The organism is Erwinia sp. JH02, assembly GCF_013074405.1.
Classification (GTDB): domain Bacteria; phylum Pseudomonadota; class Gammaproteobacteria; order Enterobacterales; family Enterobacteriaceae; genus Erwinia; species Erwinia rhapontici.
In genome coordinates, this window is record NZ_JABANZ010000001.1 from 820,034 (window position 1) to 845,055 (window position 25,022).

Annotated in this window: 19 protein-coding genes and 1 pseudogene; 5 read left to right on the forward strand and 15 right to left on the reverse strand. The window is 56.2% G+C overall.

Features of this window, described 5'->3' with window-relative positions; all coding sequences use genetic code 11:
* Window positions 1-107 precede the first annotated feature (107 nt).
* The 12 genes from HHI26_RS03845 to HHI26_RS03900 all read right to left on the reverse strand — a co-directional run bounded on the left by HHI26_RS03845 (window position 108) and on the right by HHI26_RS03900 (window position 13,506).
* On the reverse strand, window positions 108-1,013 hold the full coding sequence (locus tag HHI26_RS03845) for a bestrophin family ion channel (protein ID WP_133845352.1): 906 nt from the start codon (window positions 1,011-1,013) through the stop codon (window positions 108-110).
* Between the two features lie 146 nt (window positions 1,014-1,159).
* Window positions 1,160-2,560: a YchO/YchP family invasin gene (locus HHI26_RS03850; RefSeq protein WP_238337057.1), complete on the reverse strand. Its 1,401-nt coding sequence runs from the start codon at window positions 2,558-2,560 to the stop codon at window positions 1,160-1,162.
* A gap of 170 nt (window positions 2,561-2,730) precedes the next feature.
* The gene (gene lpxO, locus HHI26_RS03855) at window positions 2,731-3,633 is read right to left on the reverse strand and encodes a lipid A hydroxylase LpxO (RefSeq protein ID WP_159337229.1); all 903 of its coding nucleotides are present in this window, start codon (window positions 3,631-3,633) and stop codon (window positions 2,731-2,733) included.
* Window positions 3,634-3,814: 181 nt separating this feature from the next.
* Window positions 3,815-4,612, reverse strand: a complete 798-nt coding sequence (locus tag HHI26_RS03860) for an SDR family oxidoreductase (RefSeq protein WP_133845358.1) — start codon at window positions 4,610-4,612, stop codon at window positions 3,815-3,817.
* A gap of 463 nt (window positions 4,613-5,075) precedes the next feature.
* Window positions 5,076-6,581 (reverse strand): FGGY-family carbohydrate kinase, encoded by a 1,506-nt coding sequence (locus HHI26_RS03865; RefSeq protein WP_171148629.1) that lies wholly within the window; start codon window positions 6,579-6,581, stop codon window positions 5,076-5,078.
* Entirely contained in the window at window positions 6,574-7,641 is a 1,068-nt protein-coding gene (locus HHI26_RS03870; protein WP_133845363.1) for an ABC transporter permease, read from the reverse strand. Before HHI26_RS03870 ends, HHI26_RS03865 begins: the two co-directional genes overlap by 8 nt.
* A gap of 20 nt (window positions 7,642-7,661) precedes the next feature.
* The gene (locus HHI26_RS03875; RefSeq protein WP_133845365.1) at window positions 7,662-9,215 is read right to left on the reverse strand and encodes a sugar ABC transporter ATP-binding protein; all 1,554 of its coding nucleotides are present in this window, start codon (window positions 9,213-9,215) and stop codon (window positions 7,662-7,664) included.
* 7 nt (window positions 9,216-9,222) lie between these two features.
* Entirely contained in the window at window positions 9,223-9,834 is a 612-nt protein-coding gene (locus HHI26_RS03880; RefSeq protein ID WP_159337231.1) for a DUF2291 domain-containing protein, read from the reverse strand.
* Window positions 9,835-9,890: 56 nt separating this feature from the next.
* Window positions 9,891-10,826 (reverse strand): D-ribose ABC transporter substrate-binding protein, encoded by a 936-nt coding sequence (locus tag HHI26_RS03885; protein ID WP_133845369.1) that lies wholly within the window; start codon window positions 10,824-10,826, stop codon window positions 9,891-9,893.
* A 148-nt stretch (window positions 10,827-10,974) separates the two neighbouring features.
* Window positions 10,975-11,772, reverse strand: a complete 798-nt coding sequence (locus tag HHI26_RS03890; protein WP_167864585.1) for a GolD/DthD family dehydrogenase — start codon at window positions 11,770-11,772, stop codon at window positions 10,975-10,977.
* 13 nt (window positions 11,773-11,785) lie between these two features.
* A complete protein-coding gene (locus HHI26_RS03895) occupies window positions 11,786-12,700 on the reverse strand; it encodes a transketolase C-terminal domain-containing protein (RefSeq protein ID WP_133845372.1) in 915 nt (304 codons plus the stop codon).
* Window positions 12,701-12,702: 2 nt separating this feature from the next.
* Window positions 12,703-13,506, reverse strand: coding sequence for a transketolase (locus HHI26_RS03900; RefSeq protein ID WP_133845475.1), 804 nt, complete (start codon window positions 13,504-13,506; stop codon window positions 12,703-12,705).
* A gap of 379 nt (window positions 13,507-13,885) precedes the next feature.
* Here HHI26_RS03900 and HHI26_RS03905 point away from each other — a divergent pair, with 379 nt between their 5' ends.
* Window positions 13,886-14,677 carry a DeoR/GlpR family DNA-binding transcription regulator gene (locus HHI26_RS03905; protein ID WP_159337233.1) on the forward strand — a complete coding sequence of 264 codons (792 nt, stop codon included), beginning with the start codon at window positions 13,886-13,888 and terminating at the stop codon, window positions 14,675-14,677.
* On the opposite strand, the gene cobA is transcribed toward HHI26_RS03905, so the two are convergent.
* The 3 genes and pseudogenes from cobA to HHI26_RS03920 form a co-directional block, all read right to left on the reverse strand.
* The gene (gene cobA / locus HHI26_RS03910) at window positions 14,620-15,462 is read right to left on the reverse strand and encodes a uroporphyrinogen-III C-methyltransferase (protein WP_159337234.1); all 843 of its coding nucleotides are present in this window, start codon (window positions 15,460-15,462) and stop codon (window positions 14,620-14,622) included. The two genes, HHI26_RS03905 and cobA, sit on opposite strands and share 58 nt — an antisense overlap.
* A gap of 8 nt (window positions 15,463-15,470) precedes the next feature.
* Window positions 15,471-18,272: pseudogene (gene nirB, locus HHI26_RS03915) on the reverse strand (nitrite reductase large subunit NirB); the annotation flags it as partial.
* Window positions 18,273-18,640: 368 nt separating this feature from the next.
* The gene (locus HHI26_RS03920; RefSeq protein ID WP_171148630.1) at window positions 18,641-19,930 is read right to left on the reverse strand and encodes a nitrate- and nitrite sensing domain-containing protein; all 1,290 of its coding nucleotides are present in this window, start codon (window positions 19,928-19,930) and stop codon (window positions 18,641-18,643) included.
* Window positions 19,931-20,403: 473 nt separating this feature from the next.
* On the opposite strand from HHI26_RS03920, the gene HHI26_RS03925 reads away from it, so the two are divergent.
* From HHI26_RS03925 to tagF, 4 genes are all read left to right on the forward strand, one after another.
* Window positions 20,404-20,916: an SH3 domain-containing protein gene (locus HHI26_RS03925; RefSeq protein WP_133845380.1), complete on the forward strand. Its 513-nt coding sequence runs from the start codon at window positions 20,404-20,406 to the stop codon at window positions 20,914-20,916.
* A 116-nt stretch (window positions 20,917-21,032) separates the two neighbouring features.
* Window positions 21,033-22,253: a type IVB secretion system protein IcmH/DotU gene (icmH, locus tag HHI26_RS03930; RefSeq protein ID WP_171148631.1), complete on the forward strand. Its 1,221-nt coding sequence runs from the start codon at window positions 21,033-21,035 to the stop codon at window positions 22,251-22,253.
* The gene (gene tssM, locus HHI26_RS03935; protein WP_133845384.1) at window positions 22,253-24,277 is read left to right on the forward strand and encodes a type VI secretion system membrane subunit TssM; all 2,025 of its coding nucleotides are present in this window, start codon (window positions 22,253-22,255) and stop codon (window positions 24,275-24,277) included. Before icmH ends, tssM begins: the two co-directional genes overlap by 1 nt.
* Window positions 24,278-24,290: 13 nt before the next feature.
* Window positions 24,291-24,989, forward strand: a complete 699-nt coding sequence (gene tagF, locus HHI26_RS03940) for a type VI secretion system-associated protein TagF (protein ID WP_159337236.1) — start codon at window positions 24,291-24,293, stop codon at window positions 24,987-24,989.
* Window positions 24,990-25,022: the final 33 nt, after the last annotated feature.

Consider the following 25,022-nt stretch of genomic DNA (forward strand, 5'->3'; position numbering starts at 1 on the left):
GCGGCAGGGATGCCGCGAGCCGAGGCACGCAAGGAGGTGTTTTTTGCCAATCCGGCGTGCTCAAACTGACCCCATACCTGAAGCCGACCCACCCGCCAGCAAATCCCTCACGTCAACCGATAACGGCAGTCCGGTCGTGGCGTATCCGGCAATTCTTCTTCCAGATTCATTTCCCGCAGATTAATCTCAATATTGGTACACATCGCATCCAGCGGCAGATGGTTGTTGGCAAAACCAAACGGCATCTCCAGCTCTTCCGCCAGCGTGTCCAGCGACAGGAAGGTATAAGCAATAAACACCGAGACCAGCGGCGTCATGTAGTGTAAGTCCGGCACCAGCGCAAACGGCAACAGCGTACAGAACAGATATACCGTTCTGTGCAGCAGCAAACCATAGGCAAACGGCACGGGCATACTCGCCAGACGCTCACATCCGCCCAGCACCTGTGACAGCTGATTAATATTGCTGTCCATATGCATATAGAGAATGTCGGACAGGTTACCGCGGCGGCGCTGGTCGGCCAGCCACTGCGACAGTTGCAGCTCAATGAAATTGGTCGGCGAACGACGTTTCAGCACTTCATCCGCTTCATCCCCGAGGTAACGACGCAGATCCTCACGGGCATCACTGTGGCGCAACTGATGCTTGAGGCTATAAGAGAACGCCAGCAGCAACGATGTGACACGCGGCGCATCAGCGGGCGAAATCGCCAGTGCCAGACGTTGTAACGTGCGGCAGGCAATCAGCAGATTGCCCCAGAACATACGCGCTTCAATAAAGCGGCCAAAGCAGACGCTGTTACGGAAACCCAAAAATACCGCAATGGAAACCCCCAGCAGGCTGAACGGTGCCAGCGTCAGCTTGATACCCAGCGTTTCATACCAGTCGAGACAGAAAATAGCGATCAGGGACATCAGCAGATTAAGCGTTAAGCGGAACCAGATTCCGGGTAATACCGAACCGTGCCAGGCGAACAGGCGGATAAACCAGTGACTATTAGGACGGATGATCATGATGTGCAGGCGAGTGAGATTTTTCGCAGATTGTGCAGAAAATTCCCGCGCCTGAGAAGTGGTTTTTTGTGACTTTAGTCACATATATTTCGAGACAGTGTATTGACAAAAATCACGTTTTCAGCGGATAGCAGAATCCCCTGTATTCAAGGGGACATCAGGTCGAAACTCCCGGTATCCGCAGGCTGTAACGTGACGGGTTGCGCCAGTTTTAGCGTGATCCAGTTAGAAGTCACGCGCTGCTGCTTACTGTCTTCCAGCGTGACCGACAGATGATATTCATTGCTGGCCCCTTCGCTGCTGTCCCACGCCGGAGCGATAATACTCCAGCCGTTAGGGCTCGCATTATCTGCCGGAGGTGTCAGGCTCAATGCCTGCGTATCCCCCTGCCAGCTCACCGCTTTAATCGCATTGCTGTTACGAACCTGTAATTTCAGCGCCAGTGTTTCACCCGGCTGCACCTGCCACGGTGGCGTGGCGAGGAAGACTGACAGCGTTTTACGCTGGCGGAACTCCATCACCGGGGAATTATTGCGGTTAACCTGATCGTAACGGCTCCCGCTTAACGACTTCGCCGCCGCGACATTGCTGGCCGAAAGCTGCTGGCTCAGCGCCACACCAATGCGGTAATTCATCTTCAACGCAAACTGGTCCTGTGACTCTCCACCATCGCCCTCTTTATGGCTGGCAGAGAGGGTAAACAGCGGCACTGGCGTGTAATTAACGCCCAGGGAAACCGCCGTCGGGTTTGCCGTTGCATTGCCACTGTTAAACAGATCGATATGATTGCCGAGATACTGCTCGTAACTCAGGCTAACCCCTAACTGGCGGTAAAAGGGCAGATACCCCTGTGTAGTGATGTCATAACCGCGCGCCATCCGCATCTGTGTTGTGCTGTTGTGATTACGCCAGCCCGATAGCGGATGATAATAATTGGCGGAAAAACGCAGATACTCTCCCCAGGCTTCTGCCCCCAGAGAACCGCGCTGCTGGTGGGTAGTGAGCACATCGTCAACGAACGCGTTATACCCCACACGCCAGCTCCCGGCGATCCAACGCTGGCCCAGCCCGGCGTTGCCTACAGTGCCATATTCCGTTTGCTCCACCCCTAACTGGCTGAAAGTCAGATACTGATAATTGTCCTGCCACGGCGTCATCAACTGAGCGGAGGTGCCATTAAAACTCCCGGCATCATCTACGGCCAGCGACACGCTGGCGCGGCCATAAGGTGACAGAAGCAGTTCACCTTCACTGGCGGCACGCTCGCTGGCGGCAGTACGGAACTGATTAAACGCCCACTGACCGGCTTCCTCACGCAGCGATTTATCACTGTCGTTGTTCATGCTGGCTTCACCGATGCTTTTTGCCGCCTCAGCGATTTTCTGTGCCAGCCCGTTATCATGATCGGTGATACCCATACCCGGCAGCTGTTGCTGCATCTGCCGGAAACGACCGGGATCATCAAAGGGAGCATCGGGTACGCGTGTGGACTCATCAAAAGCACGTGCCGCCGTGATCGGCAGCCCGATCACGGCAAGGGAAAACATCAGGCTGGAAACGTGGGACAAATAACGACCAAATAGAATCATAAGCTCAAAGCAATATTTTTTATCTGCGCGAGTGTGAGTTTGTTCACAAAATCATACAACTAACCTTAGCACAGAATCCCTTCCCAACGCGAAAATCGGGCGGCCCGCGCGAAGGACCGCCCAAAAACTTACAGTGCTCGCCAGATCAAGACAGCGATACCACCGAAGAGCAGCCATTTGATCACATAATATATCGGCTTATTCCACGCCTTCAGGCGTTTCCCGACCTTGCGCACCGCATAGAGATATTTGAACACCCGGTTAATGCCCCCGGTACGGTCACTGTTATTATTGGGGGCCGCAGCCGCACCCACCAGATGACGGCCAAGCCAGTGATTCACTGCCTGCGTCCAACGCCAGATCATCGGCCGCTCAATATCGCAAAACAGGATCAATCGAGGCTGCCCGCTGTGATTCTCAGCATAGTGAATATAGGTTTCATCAAACACCACACCCTCGCCGTCACGCCAGCTGTAACGTTCACCATCCACTTCAATAAAGCAGCGGTCATCATTCGGGGTGATCAAGCCAAGGTGGTAGCGCAGCGATCCGGCATACGGATCGCGGTGGCGCGGCAGGCGGCTGCCGTCCGGAAGTGAGGCAAACATGGCGGCTTTGATCGATGGAATACCGCGCAACAGCGCGGTGGTACGCGGGCAGAGAGACATCGCAGAGGGATGTGCCTCGTCATACCATTTCAGATAAAAGCGTTTCCAACCGGTTCTAAAAAACGAGTTAAACCCGGCATCGTTATAGCGGTCCGAGGCTTTAATCTGCTCTGACGCTAGCAGCGCCTCGCCTTCGTCACGAATCGACTGCCAGTTGTCACGCAGCTCAGCAAGCTCGGGGAAGTGATGAGGTGAAAGAAAGGGCGTGGTGGGAATGCGGGAAAACAGATACATAAAACAGTTAAGGGGAGCGACAAAGGTAGAATGGTCAGCCAGCTGACGCCAGAAACCGTAACGAACCTTCCCTCTCCAGTGCACATACAGTACGGTAATTATCCACATCAATAAAATGAAGTATTTCATGTTGCTCTACTCGTCAGGTGACCGGGATCATCCTGTGATCCCGTAGATAAATGTCAGCATGTGTCAGGCAGGCGAAGACGACTTTTCGCCGGGTAGTGCATGACCGGAGAGAGTATAAAGACTTTTCGGCGGAGCAGAATGACGGTGGCACGAATGGAACAAAATCGGCCACCGCAACGCATCAGGACATAATCAGACCACCGTCGACGTTGATCGTCTGCCCGGTAATATAGCGTGCATCATCAGAGGCGAGGAAAGCCACCAGCCCGGCAACATCGTCCGGCTGCCCCGCGCGTTTTAACGGAATACCCTGCACCCATTCCGCCATCAGCTCGCCTTTGCCATATTTTTTACTGTCGGTACTAAGGATTTCACCCCATACGCGGTCATTGTAATCCCACATTTCGCTTTCGATAATGCCGGGACAAAACGCGTTGACGGTGATATTCCACGGTGCCAGCTCCTGTGACAGGCTCTGCGTAATCCCGATCACTCCCATCTTGCTGGCGGCATAATGCGGCGTATAGATAAAGCCCTGACGCCCCTGCCCTGACGATGTATTGATCAGGCTACCGGACTGCTGTTTCACCATATACTTCGCGGCTTCGCGGCAGCAAAGCCAGACGCCCGTGGTATTCACCGCAAGGATTTTATCGAAGTCAGCTTTGGGCATTTTGTCGAACGTGTCGATGGTGATCACTCCGGCGTTCTGGATCGACACGTCAATCGTCCCGAAACGTTCTGCAGCCTGGCGATACAACCCCTGCACCTGCTCTTCATCGGTGACATCCACCTGCAATGCCAGAATCTCACTGCCCCAGGCGGCTTTTATCCGATCAGCGGTTTCAAACACGCGCTCGGCGTTGGAGACCATCACCAGGTTTGCACCGTCTCTGGCAAAACGTTCGGCAATACCCGCCCCAATACCGCGACATGCTCCCGTGATCACCACGGTTTTATTACTGAAATTACGTTTCATCTGTTGCTCCTTTATGACGGGTCAGGCGTGCCTGACCCCTACGGAATTCGGTACAAAGCTGTGACGCCATTCTGTGTTGTAGGGGCGGGTCAGGCATGCCTGACCCCTACGGAATTCGATACAAAGCTGTGACGCCATTTTGTGTTGTAGGGGCGGGCAGGCGTGCCTGACCCCTACGGAATTCGGTACAAAGCTGTGACGCCATTCTGTGTTGTAGGGGCGGGTCAGGCATGCCTGACCCCTACGGAATTCGGTACAAATCTGTGACGCCATTCTGTGTTGTAGGGGCGGGTCAGGCATGCCTGACCCCTACGGAATTCGATACAAAGCTGTGACGCCATTCGGTGTTGTAGGGGCGGGCAGGCATGCCTGACCCCTACGGAAATCGGTACCTGGCCGTAACAGCCTTCTGTGTTGTAGGGGCGAGGCATGCCTCGCCCGACCAAACCACACTGCACGGCAGTTAACGCGACGGCTGCCACAGGGTACGTTTCACCGCATCCTGCCAGCCCAGCCAGCTCTGTTGGCAACGTTCATGGCGGCCCGAATCGGGCTGCCAGAGATCATGTTCTGGTATCAGCGCCAGCAGTTGTTCGTCATTAAGCTGGCCGAGCGTCCGTCGTGCCAGTAGCCCGGCACCGAGCGCCGACAGCTCTGGCGTACTGCTGCGGGCCACCGGGCAACCCAACAGATCAGCCTGAAACTGCATCAGCCACGGATTTTGCGTGGGGCCACCATCCACCATCAGTGTCTCCAGACGGAATCCCGGGTGAAGGCGCATGGCCTCAATCACATCGGCAATCTGGTAGGCAATCGCTTCCAGTGACGCACGGATCAAATGTGCTGGCGTTACGCCCCGGCTGAGCCCACAAATCACGCCGCGCGCCTGGTCATCCCACCAGGGAGCGCCGGTTCCGGTCAGCGCCGGAACAAAATAGACGCCGAGAGTCGAATCGATACTGGCGGGCAGCTCATGTAGCGCGCGGCTCAGCACCAGACCTTTACCATCGGTCAGTCCGGTCGCCTGCGCCATCCACGCCACGCCGTCCCCGGTATGAGGAATATTGCCTTCAAGACCGTAAACCAGCCGCTGGCCATCATGCCAGGCCACGGTGGTTGCCAGCGAGGTGATACTGGTATCCGCCTGGCCCAGAGGTGCCATCACCGACGATCCGGTGCCATAGGTGGCTTTCACCCCGCCCGGTGCCCCCAGTCCGTGACCGTACAATGCGGCATGGGAATCCCCGACCATGGCCATGATGGGCAGCCCATCGGGAATACCGGCCAGACCGAGGGTCACGCCAAACAGGGTACCTGAGGGGCAAATTTCCGGCAGCGCGGCACGCGGGATGCCAAACAGCGCCAGCATCGATTCATCCCAGCCGCCGCTGTGCAGATTTAACAGCTGGGTACGTGATGCATTCGAGGTATCGCAGCGGAACTGCTGCCCGCCGCTCAGGTTCCATAGCAGCCAGGCATCGATGGTACCGAGGCAAATCTCGCCGCTGTCGGCACGCGAATGCCCCTCCGGCGTGTTATCCAGCAGCCAGCGCATTTTCGATGCTGAAAACAGCGGTGCCACCGGTAACCCGGTAATGGCACGGATCAGCCCCTCCTGATTATCGCGTTTGAGCCGATCGCAGAAGACACCTGAGCGTGAACACTGCCAGGTCAGCGCAGGCCCAATAGGGCGACCACTGTGGCGCTCCCAGCCGATGGCCGTCTCGCGCTGATTGCTGATGGCCAGTGCCGCCACCCGATTTTCGCCCACGGTGTTGAGCACTTCGCGCAGCACCGTCAGCGATGCGTTAAGCAGCGTGAGCCCATCCTGTTCAACCCAGCCCGGCTGCGGCGTGGCAACCGTGAGCGGGCGGGACGCTTTTGCCACCACTTCACCGCGAGCATCAATCGCCACCGCTTTCACATTGCTGGTCCCTTCATCCAGCGCAACAATCAGTTCTCTAGCCATGGCTGACCTCAGAGAGCGGCGCGGCCGCCTGCTTTTTTTCATGGCGACGCATCAACACCACTTTGCTTTGCAGCTTCTGCTGGAACTGGTCGATGACAACGGCGGTGACAATCACCAGCCCTTTGATCACCATCTGCCAGAAATCGCTGACGCCCATCATCACCATGCCATCGGCCAGGAAGACAATCACAAAGGCACCGATGATCGATCCGGACACACGTCCGCGTCCCCCGGCCAGTGCCGTACCACCAAGCACCGTGGCCCCAATGGCATCCATCTCAAACATATTCCCGGTCATCGGATGCGCAGTTTGCAGCTGCGACGCCACCACCAGCCCGACCAGCGCGGCACACAGACCGGAAAAGGCGTAGACAAAGACTTTCACTTTGATAATCGGCACACCGGCCAGACGGGCGGCAGATTCATTGCCACCCGCCGCATAGATATAGCGGCCCAGCGGGGTTTTACGCGTGATATACAGCCCAATCAGCAGGAAACCGATCATCAGCCAGATCGGAAAGTAGACGCCAAGGAAGCTGCCCGAACCAAGCAGTGAAAACCCGGTATTGCCCAACTGCGGCACGCCAACCAGGTTGGCGTAGGTGCTGCCGTCGTTAAACAGCAGCGCCGCGCCGCGGGCGATATACATCATGCCGAGCGTACAGATAAAGGGCGCGACGCCAAGACGGGTGATCACCGTACCGTTGATCAACCCCAGCACCACCCCGAACAACGCCACCGCGAGGATCACTTCCGGGACGTTAAGAAACAACACCTGTCCGCCCCAGAGAGGGACACCGCTGGTCAGCAGCGCCCCAGCCACCATTCCACAAATGCCCGCCACCGCCCCAACGGAGAGGTCAATCCCGCCCGTCAGAATCACCAGCGTCATGCCAATCGCCAGCAGGCCGGTGATCGCCACGTGCTGCGTCATAATCAGCACATTGGACAGGGTCAGGAAGTTCGGCACCATCACACTGAAAAAGCCCACCACAATCAGCAAGGCAATAAACGTTCTGGCTTTCAGCAGGTACATATACAGCAGATATTTTTGATTCATTTTTTCTTCCTCAAGCCCGCTTATTCGTGCGGTGTCGACGCAGTGATTAACGTTTCGCGCGTGGCATCAGCACGCAGCAGGTCAGCGGTAATACGCCCATCCGCCATCACCAAAATGCGGTCGGCCAGCGCCATCACCTCATCCAGTTCCGAGGACGAAAACATCACGGCCAGCCCCTCCTGGGCCATTTTGCCGATCAGTTGATACACATCGGTTTTGGCACCGACATCAATCCCCCGCGTCGGTTCATCCAGCAGCACCACTTCCGGGCCGGTCATCAGTGCCTTGCCCAGCACCACTTTTTGCTGATTACCGCCGCTCAGAGAGGTGATGGGCAGATCGGTATCGCTGACCTTGATCGCCAGGCGTTGCACCATGTCGTTCACCTTTTCGCTCTCCTGCTGCGGACGCAACAGCCCCAGCGCCCGACGAAAGCCGCGCAGACTGAGATCACTCAAGGTCATATTGGTTTTGATCGACATCATGCCGATCATCCCCTCGCCTTTACGGTCTTCCGGCACCAGCGCGATGCCCTTTTTCAATCGGTACTGAAAATCACGCTTGTCCAGTACTTCGCCGTTCAACACCACGCGGCCGCTCTGGCAGCCCATCAGTCCTATCAGACCTTTAAACAGCTCGGTACGCCCGGCGCCCAGCAGGCCGTAAATGCCCACCACTTCACCTTTCCGCAGTGAGAACGTCACATCGTTCAGCTTGTAGCCACCATCCTGACGCAGCGCGGTGAGTCCGCTGACGTCCAGCACCACCTCTCCCTGCGTTGCGGCGGCATAGTCGAACTGTTTTTTCTTATCGCCTACCATCTGGGCGATGATCCACGGCACGCTGGCATCGCGCACATCACGTTCGCTGATAAAACGCCCGTCACGGAAGATGGTGATGTGATCGCCGATCTCCATCAGCTCTTCCAGACGGTGCGAGATATAGATAATGGTGACGCCACGCCGCTTCAGCGCCGCAATCACGTTAAACAGGACTTTGACTTCCGACTGGCTGAGCGCCGAGGTCGGTTCATCCATAATCAGTACCCGGGTGTCTTTCGACAGTGCACGCGCAATTTCCACCAGCTGCTGGTGACCGATGCCCAGCTCACCGAGCGGCGCATAAGGGTCCACATCCAGCTCCAGCCGTTCCAGCAGGGCTTTCGCCAGCTGGTACTGATATTTTTCGTTAATCCGGCCGCGCTGGAAAAACTCATTACCGATAAAGATGTTGTCCATCACATTCATATTCGGGAACAGATTCAGTTCCTGAAAAATGATACTGATCCCGTGCTTCTCAGCCTGCTGGGTCGAGTGCAGCGACACGGGTTCTCCGTCGAGAAAAATCTGCCCGGAGGACGGCACTTCCACTCCGGCCAGCATTTTCATCATGGTGGATTTTCCGGCACCGTTCTCACCGATTAATACATTGACCTTGTTGCGATACACGCGGTAGTTCACCTGGTCCAGCGCGGTCACGCCAGGATAGATACGCGACACATCACGCGTTTCAATCACCACTTCGGGCAGCTGATCCGGCGATAACAGCGGGTCGATTTGATATTCAGCCATCATGAGCCCTCTACTTGCGTACCACGTGAGCCGGAGTGACATCCGGTGGTGTTTGCGGCACATCCCAACTGCTGAAGACCCCATCAACCTCAACGCTTTCACCGACTTTCGGTTGCAGCTTTTTCACCTCATCTGACGCCAGGTTATTGATCGCCTTACCATAATCACCAAACAGCACCTGATCGTTGAAGTCCTGATAGCTGGCCCCCTTATAAGCGTCGCGCAGCGCGGTACCGCGAATGATCGGGCCAATCTGCACCACGACCTGCTGGCCGCTGACGTCTTTAATGGTCATTTTTCCACTGCGTGAGGTGGTGTTCACCTCAGTAACCGTGCCCTGAATTTTGACGCTGAACACACACGGATTCTCATCCTGACTGCGGTATCCCCACTGTTTACAGGCCGCATCAAAATCTTTTGCTGTGGCCAGCGACTTCATCAGTTCGTCGAGCGGTTTTGCCTCGCTGACAATTTGTGGCACGATTTTTTGCTGATACGTGGCGGTGACATTTGCCATCGCGGGGTTGGGCGGATTTTTTAAATCGGCCAGCTCCTGCTGTGACACAATACGGCAGCCCCCGAGGGCTAAAGTGGCCATTGCCAGCCAGACTCGCCTGGACATAATTCTCTCCTTTGCGCCCCCACAGGGGGCGCAGTCACATCTTATGAAGCGTTAACTCAGGATTTGAAATTGAAGTCCTGCACTTTGTCTGCGTTGTCCTGGTTGATCAGGATGCCGCGGAACATCACGCGCTGTTTCTCGGGTTTGGTGCCTTTCTGCAGGAAATTGTCGATATCGGTGACGCCCTGCGCGGCGATCGCCTGCGCCTGCAACATCACGGTGGCTTTCAGCGTGCCGGCTTTGACCGCATCACGTTCGTCGTTGCTGCCATCAATACCCACCACAATCACATCACTACGACCGGCCGCTTTCAGGGCAGCAATGGCCCCCAGCGCCACCGGACCGTTACCACAGATCACCCCTTTTACATCCGGGTGCGCCTGGAGAATGCTGTCCATAATGCGCTTACCGTCGATCAGGGTGCCTTTCGCATCCTGCTTCGCCACACTTTTCATATCCGGGTACTGATCCAGTACCTGGTGGAAGGATTTCGAACGGGTGACGCAGTTGTTGTCGGCCAGGTTACAGGTCAGTTCGGCATAGGTGCCTTTCTCGCCCATCTTCTCAACGAAAACGTTCGCCACATCGGAACCCGCCTGGAAGTTGTTGTGGGTGATCTGCTCCAGCGCGACGTCATCAACCGGGATTTCACGGTTAATCAATACCACAGGAATACCGGCATCTTTGGCTTTTTTGATGGCGGCAACGCTGGCTGTGGAGTCAGCGTTATCGAGGATAATGCCCTGCACTTTTTTACCGATGGCGGCATCAATCAGTTCGCTTTGTTTTTTCACATCTTCACCGTGGGACAGCACGGTGGTTTTGTAACCCAGTTCCTGTGCCTTCAGGTTGGCCCCTTTGGCCTCAGAGGCGTAGTACGGGTTATCCAGCGAGTTAACGAGGATCATGATGGTGCCTTTCTCTGCGGCAGTAACGGCATGAGAGAAGGAGCAGGCGGTCGCTAGAGCTAACAGAGTTAAACGCATTTTCATTTTGATGTTCTCTTATGTTGTTATGTGTAGGTACAGCTTTTTAACCTTGGTATCGGATGCCGCAGTTGCGTTTACTTACCGCCTTGCTGCAACGACCGACAGTCGGGATAACATCTCGAATTCTCTGGTGTTGGCGCAGTAATCGGTATTACCAAATAGTGAAACCGCCATCGATCATCAGGTCTGCGCCTGTGATCATGTCGCTACCGTTGCTGGCAAAAAACAGCACGGCGGCGGCAATTTCGTCCGTGTAGGCAAAACGTCCCATTGGGATCAGTTGCTTCATCGCCTCCCCTTTCTCCCCACGCCAGGCTTTCTCGCCCATTGGCGTCAGCACCACGGTAGGCGACAGGGTATTCACGTTAATTTTGTGGGGCGCAAACTCTTTCGCCATCACTTTGGTCATCCCCAACAGCCCGGCTTTCGCCGAGGTATAGGCCACATGGTTATCGATGGCGATGGATGCCGCCTGCGAGGCAATATTGATGATCTTTCCGCCTTTACCCGCTTTCACCATGCGTTTTGCCACCGCCTGAGAACAGAGGAATGGCCCGGTCAGATTGACTGCCACCTGCTTCTGCCACTCGGCAAATTCCGTTTCCAGTACCGGCTGCAACATCACGTAGCCCGCACAGTTCACCAGAATATCGATCTGGCCATAGTGCGCTTCAACCTGTGCTATTGCCTGCTCCACAGAGTCCGGGTCAGTGACATCGCACTGAACAAACTGGACGCGATCGGCTGCGAACTGCCCGGCAACATCCGCCACTTTGCTCTGTTCAAACGCCGGATAGAGCAGTGCCAGCTTCGCGCCTTTCTCCAGCAGCATCTGATTGCTGGCCATCGCAATCCCCCCCAGCCCCCCGGTGACCACGGCCACCTTGCCACTGAGATCCCCGTTAATATCTACGCCGTAGCGCAGATTGACGTCATATTCGTTACTCATTTCCAGACTCTCCTTAAGCGGCAACAAGATTTTCTAACGTGGCGCGCAGGCCTTCAGCATCGATGCGGAACTGGCGACGCAGGGCAACACGACTGCTGCTATGGGTAAATTCATACGGCGGGATACCCAGCGGAATAAAGCGCTGGCGCAGGCTGTGCTGATGCAGCAGCTCACCGATAATGCTGCTCAGACCGCCACTCAACACATGTTCTTCCATGGTGATCACCTGACGGTGTGCGGTAATCAGCTTGATGACCGCCGCTTCGTCCAGCGGCCACAGAGAAGGCAGTGAGACGATGGTGATGCTGTCATCTTTAGCGGCCAGGGCTTCATGAGCCAGCGTTCCCAGACAGAACACCACGGTGTCTTTACCCTGCTGTAACACCTCTGGTTTACCCGGCACAAACTGGTAATCGGCATCATGCAGCAGCGGCACTTTATCGCTGTCCATACGGATATAAACCGGCCCTTTATGGCTGATGGCATGGCGGGCAATCGCGCTGGCCTGAATGGCATCTGCTGGCGCGAAAATTTGCAGGTTGCCCATCGAACGGGCGATAGCAATGTCGTTAGTACAGTGGTGCGTGGCACCCAACGGACCGTAAGCAAAACCGGCATTCAGGCCGAGCATCTTGACGTTAGTTTCTGAGTAACAAACATCATTTTTCAATTGCTCATTCGAGCGGGCAAACAGAAACGGTGCAGCGTTAGCGGTGAATACCGTACGGCCACTCAGTGCCACTCCCGCCGCCATTCCCACCATATTCTGTTCAGCGATACCCACGTTGATGACCCGATCCGGGAAGGCTTTTTCAAACGGGGCAATTTTTGATGTTGAGGTGGAGTCGGCCACCATGACACTGAGGTCTGCTCCCTCATTCTGGGCTTCCACCAGCGTGGCAATCACGGCGTCACGTAAGTCTTGCATGGTTAATCCTCCAGCTCGGCCAGCCCAAGGGCCAGTTGCTCATCATTAGGTACGGCGTGATGCCAGGCCGGGACGTTGGCCATAAACGAGATACCGTGCCCTTTTTCGGTATTGGCTAAAATAACGCGGGGTTTACCGATGCCGGGTTGGTTAGCGGCGGCGGCAATGGCGGCAGGATCGTGCCCGTTGCACTCCAGCACTTCGAAACCGAATGCCAGCCATTTGTCGGCCAGCGGCTCCAGCGGCATGATATCTTCGGTTTTCCCGGCCAGTTGCAAACGGTTACGGTCAACAATCGCCACCAGGTTTTCCAGTTTGAATTTACTGGCCGACATCGCCGCTTCCCAGTTAGAACCTTCCGCCAGTTCACCATCTCCGAGCAGGACAAAAGCACGACGGTCAGCACGACCAGAGAGTTTGTTGCCCAGCGCCAGACCCACACCAATCGATAACCCGTGGCCTAAACCACCCGAGTTAATTTCCACCAGCTCTGGCAGCTTCTGATGGATGGGATGGCCCGCCAGCAGCGTATCGTCCCCCATAAACTGGTCGAGGATCGCCGGGTCAATCAGGCCCATAGCAGCCGCGCTGCAATACAACCCGCCTGCCCCGTGACCTTTGGAGAGGATGAAACGGTCCTGATCGGGACGCGGACGGCTGCGATCCATCACCGCCATAAATAAGGTACAGATGATATCCACCTCAGAGAGGTCGGCACCGGTATGACCTTTGCCTGCCCGATGATTCATTTGCAGTACATAGCGCCGGGCCTGACGCGCAGTCTGTTTGATTGCCTGAAAGTCCATCATTACCTCTTCATCTATGACGCCGCGGGCCGGATAGCGTGTTGACATGACAGTCAACAGCGGCAATTTCGTTTTCGAATAAAAATATACGCTATCGTTTGTAATCATATTGTGGGGTGGATCATATTTCAAACAAAAGCCAAAAATAACATTAATGCATTATAAAACAGCAATGTAGCGAGAATTTGCGGCGAGTATTGCGATGAAGACAATGTTAAATATCAGTTAAATCAATTGAATGGCCATTTTTGACTTTCATTCGAAAATTGAAAGTCACTTTCGCAGATCTCGCAATTGATGCGGACGAGGGTTACTATTTATCGCAACAGCCCGGCTGACGGGGCAGGCAACCCGCATTCAGGCAAAGGGAGTGATTGACTTGAAAAGCAAAAATGAACAACTGGCTGATATGCAGCAACGGCGGGAAAAGATCCTGGAGATGATCCGTGAGGATGGCACCGTCACGGTAAAAATGCTGACGGAGACTTTCGGACTGACCGAAGCCACTATCCGTACCGACCTGCGTATGCTGCAAAAAGAGGGGTATGTGCAGCGTTATCACGGCGGTGCAACATTGATTACAGGTAAGCAAAATACCGGCGCATTGCTGCTGGAACGGCAAACCCATCTCGACGCAAAAGATGCCATTGGGCGTCTGGCGGCACAGCATATCGAAAACGGCGATACGGTCATTTTCGATTCGGGCACCACGACGACGGCGATCGCCAATCATATGAATCACATCCGGCGCCTGTCGGTGGTGACCAACGCCGTGAATATTGCCCTGAAGCTGGGCGGTGAGCCGGGGATTAATATCCTGCTGACCGGCGGCACCTTTAAGTTCCCCACCCTGTCGACGTCAGGTGAAAAGGCCGCCAGTTTTTTTGAAAACGTGCTGGCGGAGAAGCTGTTTCTCGCCACGGCCTGCATTTCTCCCCGCCTCGGTCTGAGTTTTCCCAGCGAGACGGATATCAAGGTGAAAAGCGCCATGATCCACTCTGCGAACACCGTTTACGTGGTGGCTGACTCCAGTAAAATCGACAAGGTGTCGATGTTTGCGTTGCCCTGCGAATGGAGCAAAATCCAGTATCTGATCACCGACAGCGGCATTACTCAGGCGTCTATTGACGCCTTTGAAGCACTGGGGGTGAAGGTGCTGGTGGCGCCCTGATCGGCGTCAGTTCGGTATAAACGCACCACGTCACCGACAATCAACAGGCCCGGTGACTGTGGCTGCCGTTCCGCTACCGTCTGCGCCAGCCGGTCAAGGCGGGTAATATGGGTGCGCTGATCGTGACGTGTGCCCCGCTCGATAATCGCTACCGGCGTATGCGCATCGCGTCCGTGCCGGATCATCTGCTCGCTTAATGCCTCACACCATGTTAATCCCATATAAAACACCAGCGTCTGGCGGGCATCACGTAAACTTTCCCAGTCAAGCTGGGGTTTGCCGTCACGTCCATGACCGGTGATAAAGCGCACCGACTGGGCCATGTCGCGGTGCGTCAGCGGGATGCCAGTGGCGGCCGCACAGCCGGTAGCGGCGGTAATGCCGGGCACAATATGGCAGGTCACTCCCGCCTGTTGCAGCCACTGCATCTCTTCCCCTCCCCGGCCGAAAATAAAGGGATCGCCGCCTTTAAGACGGATCACCTGCCGCCCGGCACGGGCCAGATCCACCAGCAATTGGTTGATCTGTGACTGCTTCATGCCATGAAAACCCGGCGTTTTTCCCACGTCAATATTCAGTGCCGTTGGGGGGATCAGTGCCAGAATATCCGGCCCGACCAGCCGATCGCAGACCACCACCTCAGCCTTTTCGATAAGACGCAGCGCGCGCACCGTCAACAGGTCCACGGCTCCCGGCCCGGCCCCCACCAGCCAGACATCTCCCTGCTGGCCGGGGGGGAAGCCCCCGGCCAGCAAACGATCAAGAGCAGGTATTTTTACAGTCATTTTCGGCCTCATACTGTCAGGGCGGTGTCGCCCGGAGTCTGAACCAGCGGCGTGCTGGCAACCCAGACCAGCCCCTGTTCAATTTTCACTGGCCAGCAGCGCTGGTAAAGCGCCGGATTGTCCAGGCTCTGTCCGTCTTTCAGTCGGAATCGCTGTTTGTATAACGGCGAAATCACCAGCGGTTCACCCTGACTGTCCCCCAAAAGCCCGCGCGACAGCACATTGGCTTCCGTTCCTGGTTCATGGTCATCCAGCGCGTAAACCGTATCATCAAGCCGGAACAGGGCTATCGCCTGTGAGCCGAGGTGCGCGCCGATCCCGGCCTGCGGGGGGATCTCCTTAAGGGTGCAGACCTTATTCCACAGCGATGTGGGCTGCACGTCATTTACCGAGCGACGGAACAGCGCCAGACGATCGGGGCTGGCCAGCGTGGTCTGCCATTCACACTGATAGCGGTCAACGACGCGCTGCATCTCCTGCTCCAGTTCGGCAGCAATCCCGAGCACATCATCCATCACCACCTGACGCAGATACTCCAGCCCCCCTTCAAGGTTATCCATCCATACGCTGGTTCGTTGCAGACGATCGGCAGTACGGATATAGAACATCAGCAGACGGTCGACATAGCGCACCAGTGTTTCTGCATCCAGGTCGCTGGCAAACAGGTCGGCATGACGCGGCTTCATCCCGCCATTGCCGCAGACGTACAGATTCCAGCCTTTGTCGGTGGCAATCACGCCAATGTCCTTACTCTGGGCCTCTGCGCATTCGCGCGTGCACCCCGATACGGCCATTTTAAACTTATGGGGGGTTCGCAGCCCCTTGTAACGGTTTTCCAGCCGGGTCGCGAAACCGGTTGAATCCTGCACGCCGTAGCGGCACCAGGTCGATCCGACACAGGACTTCACGGTGCGCAGCGATTTGCCGTACGCATGCCCGGTTTCAAAACCTGCGTCCACCAGCGCCTGCCAGATAACCGGTAACTGCTCCAGCCGGGCACCAAACAGATCGATACGCTGGCCCCCGGTGACTTTGCAGTACAAATTGTATTTTTGCGCAATTTCACCGATGGCGATCAGCCCCTCTGCGCTGACCTCACCGGCCGGCATCCGGGGTACAACCGAATAAGTCCCGTCCTTCTGGATATTGGCAAAATAACGGTCGTTGGTATCCTGCAGGGGTAACAAGGCGGGCGTCAGCAGATAGTCATTCCAGCAGGAGGCCAGCATCGATCCCACCAGCGGTTTACAGATTTCACAGCCGTTGCCGCGTCCCTGCTTCGCCAGCAACTCTTCAAAGCTTTTGATATTGCCCATGCGAATCAGTGAGTACAGCTCCTGACGTGACCACGGGAAGTGCTCGCAGATATCTTTCTTCACTTCTACGCCCAGATCCGCCAACTGGTACTCCATGACCTGTTTGACCAGCGCGGCACAGCCGCCGCAGCCCGTGGCCGCTTTGGTGCTGGCTTTCAGCGATGCCATATCGCTGCATCCTGCTTTGACCGCGGCGCAGATATCCCCTTTGGTCACGTTATGACAGGAGCAGACCTGCGCGCTGTCCGGCAGAGCCGCCACGCCAAGCGCTTTCGACGGAGCCCCGGCACTCTGCGGCAGGATCAGACTTTCAGGGGCATCAGGCAGCGCCATGCCGTTCAGCATCATTTGTAGCAGCAGGCTGTACTCGCTGCTGTCACCGACCAGCACGCCGCCCAGCAGCGTTTTACCGTCAGCCGAAACGACAATCTTTTTATAGATTTCCCGGGGTTCATTGGTCCAGTAATAGCTCTGGCTGCCCGCCGTTTCTCCGTGAGCATCCCCCATCGATGCCACCTCGACTCCCAGCAGCTTGAGTTTAGTACTCATATCCGCCCCGCTAAATGCCACGGCTTCTCCTGCCAGCGTTGCCGCCAGCACGCGCGCCATCTGATAGCCGGGAGCCACCAGGCCATAGAGATGCCCCTGCCATACAGCACACTCACCGATGGCCCAGACGGCTGGGTCTGACGTCCGGCAGCAATCGTCTATGACCACGCCACCGCGTTCGCCCAGCATCAGGCCTGCCGCAGCGGCCAGGTGATCGCGTGGGCGGATACCGGCCGAAAACAGTATCAGATCGGTCTCAAGGGCACTGCCATCGGCAAAATTCAGCCGCAGCGTGCCATCTTCCTGAGCGTCAATGCTCTGGCTCTGCTTACCGGTATGAACAGCAACCCCCAGTGCTTCGATTTTCCGGCGCAGCATCGCAGCGCCCCCCTCATCCAACTGCACCGCCATCAGCCGCGAGGAAAGCTCGACCACCGCGGTTTCCAGACCCAGTTTTTGCAGTGCGTTGGCCGCCTCCAGCCCCAGCAAGCCCCCGCCAATCACTACACCACGCGTCGACCCGGTGGCCTTCGCGGCGAGGGAATCCAGGTCGTCCAGCGTCCGGTAAACAAAACAGGACGCGTGTTCGCTGCCGGGGATCGGTGGCACAAATGGGCTGGAGCCGCTGGCCAGCACGAGCTGGTCGTACGCCTGAACACGACCATCTGCTTCGTGCACCTGCCGCCGCTGGCAATCGATAGAGACCACCTGCCGCCCGGTTCGCAGTTCAATGCCGCTTTGTTCAATAAATCCGGGGGGGACCAGGGAGAGTTCCGCGTGCCCTTTCCCGGCAAAGTATTCCGATAAATGCACGCGGTCATAAGCGACATGGCGCTCTTCGCCATACACGACAATATGGAACTGCTGCTGTAGCTGTCGGCTGACCATCTGCTCAAGGAAGTGCTGGCCGACCATGCCATGCCCAATCACCACCAGCGTGGGTTTATCTGCTGCCTCAACCGCTGTATTCACCACGGGTACGTTGCTCTGTTCTTTGCTCATCATTGCCTTGCCCTGAAAAAAACCATAAAAAAAGGCGTCCACCGACATGCGTAATGCATGCGGTTGGACGCCTTTATCCAAAGCACTCGTTGCACCGCCATTGGTGGAACAAATGCATGTTATTTTGTCTTAACAACTGCAAGATAACTTGCAAACACTGTGCCAGAACCGGGTCCGGTACAGCTGTTTATATGCCGCTGTGCGATCAGTACTTTAGCTTTCGACTACGCACGTTAAGCGCGGCTTTCGCCGCCAGGCACGTCGTTGTGCGCTGCGGTGAAGCAAAAGGTGCACAATCTTTGTGCACACGCTTAGTTGTCCTGAGACGCAAATGCAGAAGCCACCGCCAGCAGTGCGCTGGCAATATCCGCCATACGCTTGTTCTGATTCATCGCCATTTTACGTAGCGCCTGCCAGGCTTGCTCTTCACTGTAGCCGTGGTGCTGCATCAGTAACACTTTGGCGCGGTCGATCTGCTTACGATCCTCAATACTGGCTCGCATGGCGGCCAGCTCATTATCCTGATCCTGAAGCCGCTGTGACTGCTGCTGGATCAGCGCCAGTAATGACCGTCCCAGTTGAGGTGTCAGCCCACCGGGCTCCTGCGTGCCTGACGAAACAGGTGCCCGTCCGTCATTTCCAGCGATGAAGACGCTCCAGGCCGGCTCACGGGCACTTTTTTGCATCTGTTGTTGCAGGTCGATCGGGGTGATATCCCGCTGAGCTTCAGCCGCAGCAATACTCTGGCGGCAGCGCTGCATCAGGGCGCGAGCAAGACAATCTTCCACCGTTTTCAGCCCATCGATCCGCTGGCTCAAAGACTGATGCCAGCCCAGCGCCATTGCCGCGCCCTGCTCATCAGTTCGTGCAGTCGTGCAGGCAATACGCCTTAACCGCTCGATATTATTTTCACTCTGCGCCACCTGCTGCCAGCGTTGCAGGCTCTCTTCGTCTGCGAATCCGGTAAAATGGCTAAAACAGCGCTCCTGGGCATCAATCAACGCTACAATCTGTTGACTGATCGCCGGGGTAAATTGCCCGGAAGCAAACCCTGCCGCGCCGATAGACCGTTCCTGCCCGGCCAGTTCTTTACCCTGCATAAAGCTGAACATGGCAATTAACACGCGCGAAACACCGGGGTCCGAAGCGGTATCCACCATTTCAAACACCAGGTTCAGCAACTGGCGGATAATATGGTTGAACTGCTCCATGACAACGGCCTGGGTCAACTGCAATGTCCGCACCTGCTTCCGCAGCGTGCTCAGCTCCCCCAGTGCCTGCAAGGCGGTGGCAATACGGCTGTAGAGACGGCTGGATGCGGGCCCCTCCTGACTGTCATCCGGCACGGCCGGTAGCAGGGTCATCACCTCTTGCTGGCTGCGAGTGACCCGGCATCCGCACTGCGACAGCTCGTCACTGAACAGTTGCCCCTGAGAACAAATCCACAGATTGCTTGCTCCCCGTTCGCGCTGAATCTCATGAATCAACTGACTGACTTCCGTTGTCAGCCTTCCGCTCTGTAAAAGGGAGCGCAGGCTGGCGATTTCCCGCTGCCGTGATGCCAGAAGATACGCCAGCGCAGAAGGATAATGATCTGTCATCGACTTAACTCCGCTAGCATTCAAAAGGTCTGGCTAAGCAATTACCGTGCCGGGATGGCGCGACGAACCTGACTGGCATTTCACTGAAAAAAGGCATAGTGCCTGTTTACTGGAGTGATACGGAATCAATTAGTCATATTTATTCATTCAATTACGTGATAGTCAGCCAGCGTGTGGTTTCTAAGCAACCACCATAGCGCAGAGCGGAATACCGATTATTGACGCTAATCAAATTGCCGTTTTGTCACCTTTCAGGCAAACTCTGTCACGCTTATAGCAGGCCGATAACATGTTCAACAGGCTCCTGCAATGGTTTCCATTCCCAAAAGCGTCAGGTAAACTGACATGAGAATTATCTTTATGTAAACCTGTGAGATTTTTTCCTGGAACGTACAGGGTAATTGACTTTTAATAACACGATATGGCGTCGTTTAATGCCGCCCTGTCGCGTCTGTAAAGAACCCGATTTATAGATGATATTCACGAGGACCAATGTGAAAATTAGCATCGCGTTTACCCTGCTGGCCGTGCTCACTTTAGCGGGATGCAAAGCGCCTCCACCGCCTGTCACTGATGACACCGTCGTCAGCAGCGTTGTTGATGGCGTAACGTTAACGCATCGCTATGCGGTGAAAGCCCCCGCATCCTTCACTCCAGTGAATGAGAATTATCGCGCCCTGTATAATGCGTCTGTCATGACCCGTCCCGACTATAGTGGCAAAGTGGTGCGCTATCTGGAAAACGGTAAGCCGTTCCTGGTGCTGGGTGAAGTGGAGAACCGCTGGTTCGCCATTGCTGACGTTGATGAGCAACAGCTGATTGGCTACGTGCCGCTGAAAGCTGGGGTGAAGAGCGATATGTACGATGCCACACTGCGCAGTGACCGCCCGCGCCCGCGTAAAAACAGCAAGAAAGTGTGCGTCGATGTTGGCGGTAAGAGCAAAGCCTGCCGCAACAATAATACGGCGACCTGGATTCTGGAGTAAGCGCGCCGGATAAGGCCTCACCGTTGCCACGGATGGCAGCAAAAGCGTTTTATTCACTCTACGGTGAAGTTGACCCTATTTGCCTGCTGGCACACAGCCGAGATTAACACATCCTGATGACGTCGGAATTTCCCGTTGACCCAGCCACACCGGTCAGCCCAGACAATCCCCTGGTAACAGCGGCCTCTCCGCTGCTCAATGCCATTGTACAAATTCGTCTGGCGGCCACCCATGACGATCCGGCCGGTTTACGCCATCAGCTGATCGATGAAATACGCCAGTTCGAAACACGCTGCAAACAGACGGGCATGCCGTTTGAAATGATTATTGGTGCCCGCTATACACTTTGCGCGGTGCTGGACGAAGCCGCAGCACAAACCCCCTGGGGCAGCCGCGGCGTCTGGTCCGGCAATGGTTTGCTGGTCACGTTCCATAATGAAAGCTGGGGCGGCGAAAAAGTCTTTCAGCTGCTCGCACGCATTTCCCAGAATCCCACCCAGCATCTCTGGCTACTGGAAGTGATCCATTTCTGTTTACTGCTGGGTTATGAGGGTCGCTATCGCAGCATGGATAACGGCCGCCTGCAACGGGATGCCGTACGTACCCGCCTCGCACAGCTTATCCAGGAAACGCGTGGACAACAGGAACCGCCGCCTCTGCAAACGGTCGTCGCCGCCGGGCAAAATACGCTGTGGCGCCCACCTGTGCCGCTGTGGGTCTGTATCTCTCTTGCCACGTTTGTTGGCTGCCTGATTTTTTCCAGTCTCAACTGGCGTCTGGGCAATGCAGCAGAACCGCTACTGCGGCAGATCTGGCAAACGCCGCTGCCAAAAGTGGTCGCAGGACAGCGCGGTGCAGCTCCGCAGGCCCTGCTCGATTTACGCCTGCGTCTGAGCGATCTGATTGCCGAACGTAAGGTTGATGTCACCGACAGCGCCAACGGCAGTAAAGTCATCCTGCCGGCCGATCGCTTATTCGCGCCATCCACGACGGTGCTGTCTCCTGAAGGTCGTGCGCTGATTGCCCGCGTGGCCACCGCGATGGAGTCCGCCAAAGGGACCATTCTGGTCAGCGTCTATACGGATGACGAGCGGATACTGTCCAGCCGTTTTCCCTCAAACTATGAATACTCTGCCACCCAGGCGCGCGCCATCAGCAACATGATGGCGCAGTTGATCGCCCAGCCAGGCATCAACGTGCGCGCACAGGGCCGGGGTGATAGCGGTGCACTGTTACCGAACGACAGTAGCGAAAATCGCGCGCAGAACCGCCGCGTTGAAATCACCCTGTTCGCTGCCCCTGAGTCAGACGACAGCCACACTCCGGGGAAAAATTAATGCTGAAGACTTTCTTTTCACTGCTCTCCAGCCGCCTGTTATGGGGGCTGGTCGGTGTTACCGCGCTGTCTGCCCTGATCTGGATGGTGGGACCGCTGCTGCCTTTTACCCGTTTCCAGTCGCTGGACAGCCCATTAAATCGCCAGCTGTTAATCGGTCTGTGCTACTTTTTGTGGATACTCTTTCAGCTTATCCCTCAGCTTTACCGCGCCTGGTTCAACAGCAAGTTGCTGACCCGCCTGCAACTCAGCAATATCGACCACGCGGAATTACAGGCTACGGGTGAAATGCTCAATAACCGCTTCAGTGAAGCGGCGATGCTGTTAAAGAAAACCCAGTTTGGCAAACGTAAAGGCTGGCTACAGCGTTTCAGCGCGCAGTATCTCTATCAGCTTCCCTGGTATCTGATCGTCGGTGCGCCTGGTGCCGGTAAAACCACAGCACTGATTAATTCCGGCCTCGACTTCCCGCTCAGTGATGCGATGGGGAAAAGCGCGCTGCGCGGTATCGGCGGCACCCGCCACTGCGACTGGTGGTTTACCGGCGAGGCCGTACTGCTGGATACTGCCGGGCGTTATACCCTGCAAGAGAACCAGCGCGCACGCGATGCCAGCGAATGGCAAACCTTTATCACCCTGTTAAAGCGCTATCGCCCGCGCCAGCCCATCAATGGCGTGATCATGACCATCAGCGTGGCGGAGCTGTTGAGCGACTCAGCAGAGGCACGCCATGCGCAGGCCACGGCGCTACGCCAGCGCATGGCAGAATTACACCAGCAAACCGGTATCCCCTTCCCGGTGTATATCATGGTGACCAAAACCGACCTGCTCAAAGGTTTTATGCGTTACTTCGCCCGGCTGGATAAGCAGCAACGTGAACAGATTTGGGGCTTCACTTTCCCCTGGGAGCCAGGCCTGGGCGATCGCCGACTTCACGCTCAATTTGAACAGCAGTTTCAGTGCCTTTTATCCCGGCTGATGGCCGATCTCAGCGACAAAATGGCACAGGAAAGCGACCTTACCCTGCGTGCTGAATGTTTCCAGTTTCCTCAGGAGTTCAGCGCGCTGCGTCCCCTTCTGGCTGAATATCTGGATATTGTTTTCTCGCCGGAAAACAGCGAAACACCCTGGGCTGCACGCGGTTTGTTCTTTACCAGCGGGACACAAGAAGGCTTGCCGTTTGACCGGGTGATGGGCGAACTGTCACGCAAGCTGCAACTGCCACAACCTCAGGGGCAGTCGATTGCCAGCTGGGACAGTGTGAATCGCAGCGCTCCGATCCCGGCGAATAAGGGACAGAGCTACTTTATTCACGGCCTGCTGCGCGATGTGGTGTTTAAAGAGCGCCGCCTGGCGGGCAGCGATCGCTCCTGGGAACAGCGCAACCGTCTGCTACACCGGGCAGGCTATGCGGTGCTCGGCGTGGCGTTAGTGGCGGCGTCAGCCTTGTGGATCACCAGCTATTATAAGAATCAGCACTATCTGGAACAGGTGTCCACACGCTTACCTGCCGTGACGCGGGAAGCGGTGCAATTGACCGGCAATAATCACGGCAACATCCTGGATCTGCTACCCTTCTTAAACCGTCTGGTGGCATTACCTGAAAGCAGCCAGTTTTCACTGAATGCTCCTCCGCTCAGCCTGCGTGGCGGACTGTACCGGGGGGACCAGATCAGTGAGGCGACCTGGGGCCTGTATCAGGGGGCTTTGAGAGCATTGTTGCTGCCGCGTGTGGCGCAGACCATCGCACAAACCCTACGCAATGATGACGGCAAAGATGCTGAGTTCAGCCGTAATGCCCTGCGCGCTTATCAGATGCTGTACCAGCCGCGCAGCTATGACGGCGAGTTCCTGCGCGGCTGGGTGATGCAGAATCTGCAACGCAGCCTGCCGTCCAGCGTCACGACACAGCAAATCCAGCAGCTGGACTGGCATTTAAGTCAGTTACTGGATCGTCAGATACTAAGTTCGCCTTATATGCGTGATAACGCGCTGATGGTCAGACAACTCACCGCAGCTCACTGAGAAGGTCGTCGTCATGGCAGTAAAAAATGACCTGGGATGGTATGGCAAGCTTCCTACGGCAGGCGACTTTTTACTGCGCCGGATGCCGCAGGCATTGATTGACAGTTGGTCGCACTGGTTTCAGCTTGGGCTGGCGCACTGGCATCACCATCATGACGGAACGACTGACCCGTTCAGCCGCGCGCCGATATGGAATTTCGCGCTGCCCGCCACCTTGGGCGTACAACGCGTGCAGATCGGCTGCATGATGCCGTCGCGCGACAGAGTCGGGCGCGCATGGCCGTTGCTGGTTATTCAGAGCGTGCCGGTAAAAGCCTGGCACCCGGCTCAGCTGTCCATCTCCGGGGAATGGTTCCAGGAGCTGGGCGCCACGATGAATCAGGCCATACAACAGATGCACTCCGCCGACTGGCTGGAACAGGCGCTGCGGGGCATCCCACCGCTGTCGTTACCGGACACCGGGCGCTCCGATATTATGGATGTGATTGGCTATCAGGATCTGCCGTGTACGCTGGCCTGGCGGGAAGTCGCCACGCGCTTTGACCCCTTACAGTACACCAGTTACTGGTGGACTAATCAGAGCGATGGCTATCCGCTTGCCAGCCATAAGCACAGCGGTAATTTGACCGCTCAGCTGTTTTCGCAGTTATTTCATCCGGCAGCCGGATCGCTGTCGGGCCGTCACGGACTCTATCCGCCGATGTTTGAATAGAGTGATCAGGCCTTCGTGCCTCATTGCAGGAAA

What these genes read in the sequence shown, in the direction of transcription:
- HHI26_RS03845 (WP_133845352.1), bottom strand. Translation starts at nt 1,013, where the DNA reads ATGATCATCCGTCCTAATAGTCACTGGTTTATCCGCCTGTTCGCCTGG.
- HHI26_RS03850 (WP_238337057.1), bottom strand. Translation starts at nt 2,560, where the DNA reads ATGTTTTCCCTTGCCGTGATCGGGCTGCCGATCACGGCGGCACGTGCT.
- lpxO (WP_159337229.1), bottom strand. Translation starts at nt 3,633, where the DNA reads ATGAAATACTTCATTTTATTGATGTGGATAATTACCGTACTGTATGTG.
- HHI26_RS03860 (WP_133845358.1), bottom strand. Translation starts at nt 4,612, where the DNA reads ATGAAACGTAATTTCAGTAATAAAACCGTGGTGATCACGGGAGCATGT.
- HHI26_RS03865 (WP_171148629.1), bottom strand. Translation starts at nt 6,581, where the DNA reads ATGGCTAGAGAACTGATTGTTGCGCTGGATGAAGGGACCAGCAATGTG.
- HHI26_RS03870 (WP_133845363.1), bottom strand. Translation starts at nt 7,641, where the DNA reads ATGAATCAAAAATATCTGCTGTATATGTACCTGCTGAAAGCCAGAACG.
- HHI26_RS03875 (WP_133845365.1), bottom strand. Translation starts at nt 9,215, where the DNA reads ATGATGGCTGAATATCAAATCGACCCGCTGTTATCGCCGGATCAGCTG.
- HHI26_RS03880 (WP_159337231.1), bottom strand. Translation starts at nt 9,834, where the DNA reads ATGTCCAGGCGAGTCTGGCTGGCAATGGCCACTTTAGCCCTCGGGGGC.
- HHI26_RS03885 (WP_133845369.1), bottom strand. Translation starts at nt 10,826, where the DNA reads ATGAAAATGCGTTTAACTCTGTTAGCTCTAGCGACCGCCTGCTCCTTC.
- HHI26_RS03890 (WP_167864585.1), bottom strand. Translation starts at nt 11,772, where the DNA reads ATGAGTAACGAATATGACGTCAATCTGCGCTACGGCGTAGATATTAAC.
- HHI26_RS03895 (WP_133845372.1), bottom strand. Translation starts at nt 12,700, where the DNA reads ATGCAAGACTTACGTGACGCCGTGATTGCCACGCTGGTGGAAGCCCAG.
- HHI26_RS03900 (WP_133845475.1), bottom strand. Translation starts at nt 13,506, where the DNA reads ATGGACTTTCAGGCAATCAAACAGACTGCGCGTCAGGCCCGGCGCTAT.
- cobA (WP_159337234.1), bottom strand. Translation starts at nt 15,462, where the DNA reads ATGACTGTAAAAATACCTGCTCTTGATCGTTTGCTGGCCGGGGGCTTC.
- HHI26_RS03920 (WP_171148630.1), bottom strand. Translation starts at nt 19,930, where the DNA reads ATGACAGATCATTATCCTTCTGCGCTGGCGTATCTTCTGGCATCACGG.
- HHI26_RS03925 (WP_133845380.1), top strand. Translation starts at nt 20,404, where the DNA reads ATGATATTCACGAGGACCAATGTGAAAATTAGCATCGCGTTTACCCTG.
- icmH (WP_171148631.1), top strand. Translation starts at nt 21,033, where the DNA reads ATGACGTCGGAATTTCCCGTTGACCCAGCCACACCGGTCAGCCCAGAC.
- tssM (WP_133845384.1), top strand. Translation starts at nt 22,253, where the DNA reads ATGCTGAAGACTTTCTTTTCACTGCTCTCCAGCCGCCTGTTATGGGGG.
- tagF (WP_159337236.1), top strand. Translation starts at nt 24,291, where the DNA reads ATGGCAGTAAAAAATGACCTGGGATGGTATGGCAAGCTTCCTACGGCA.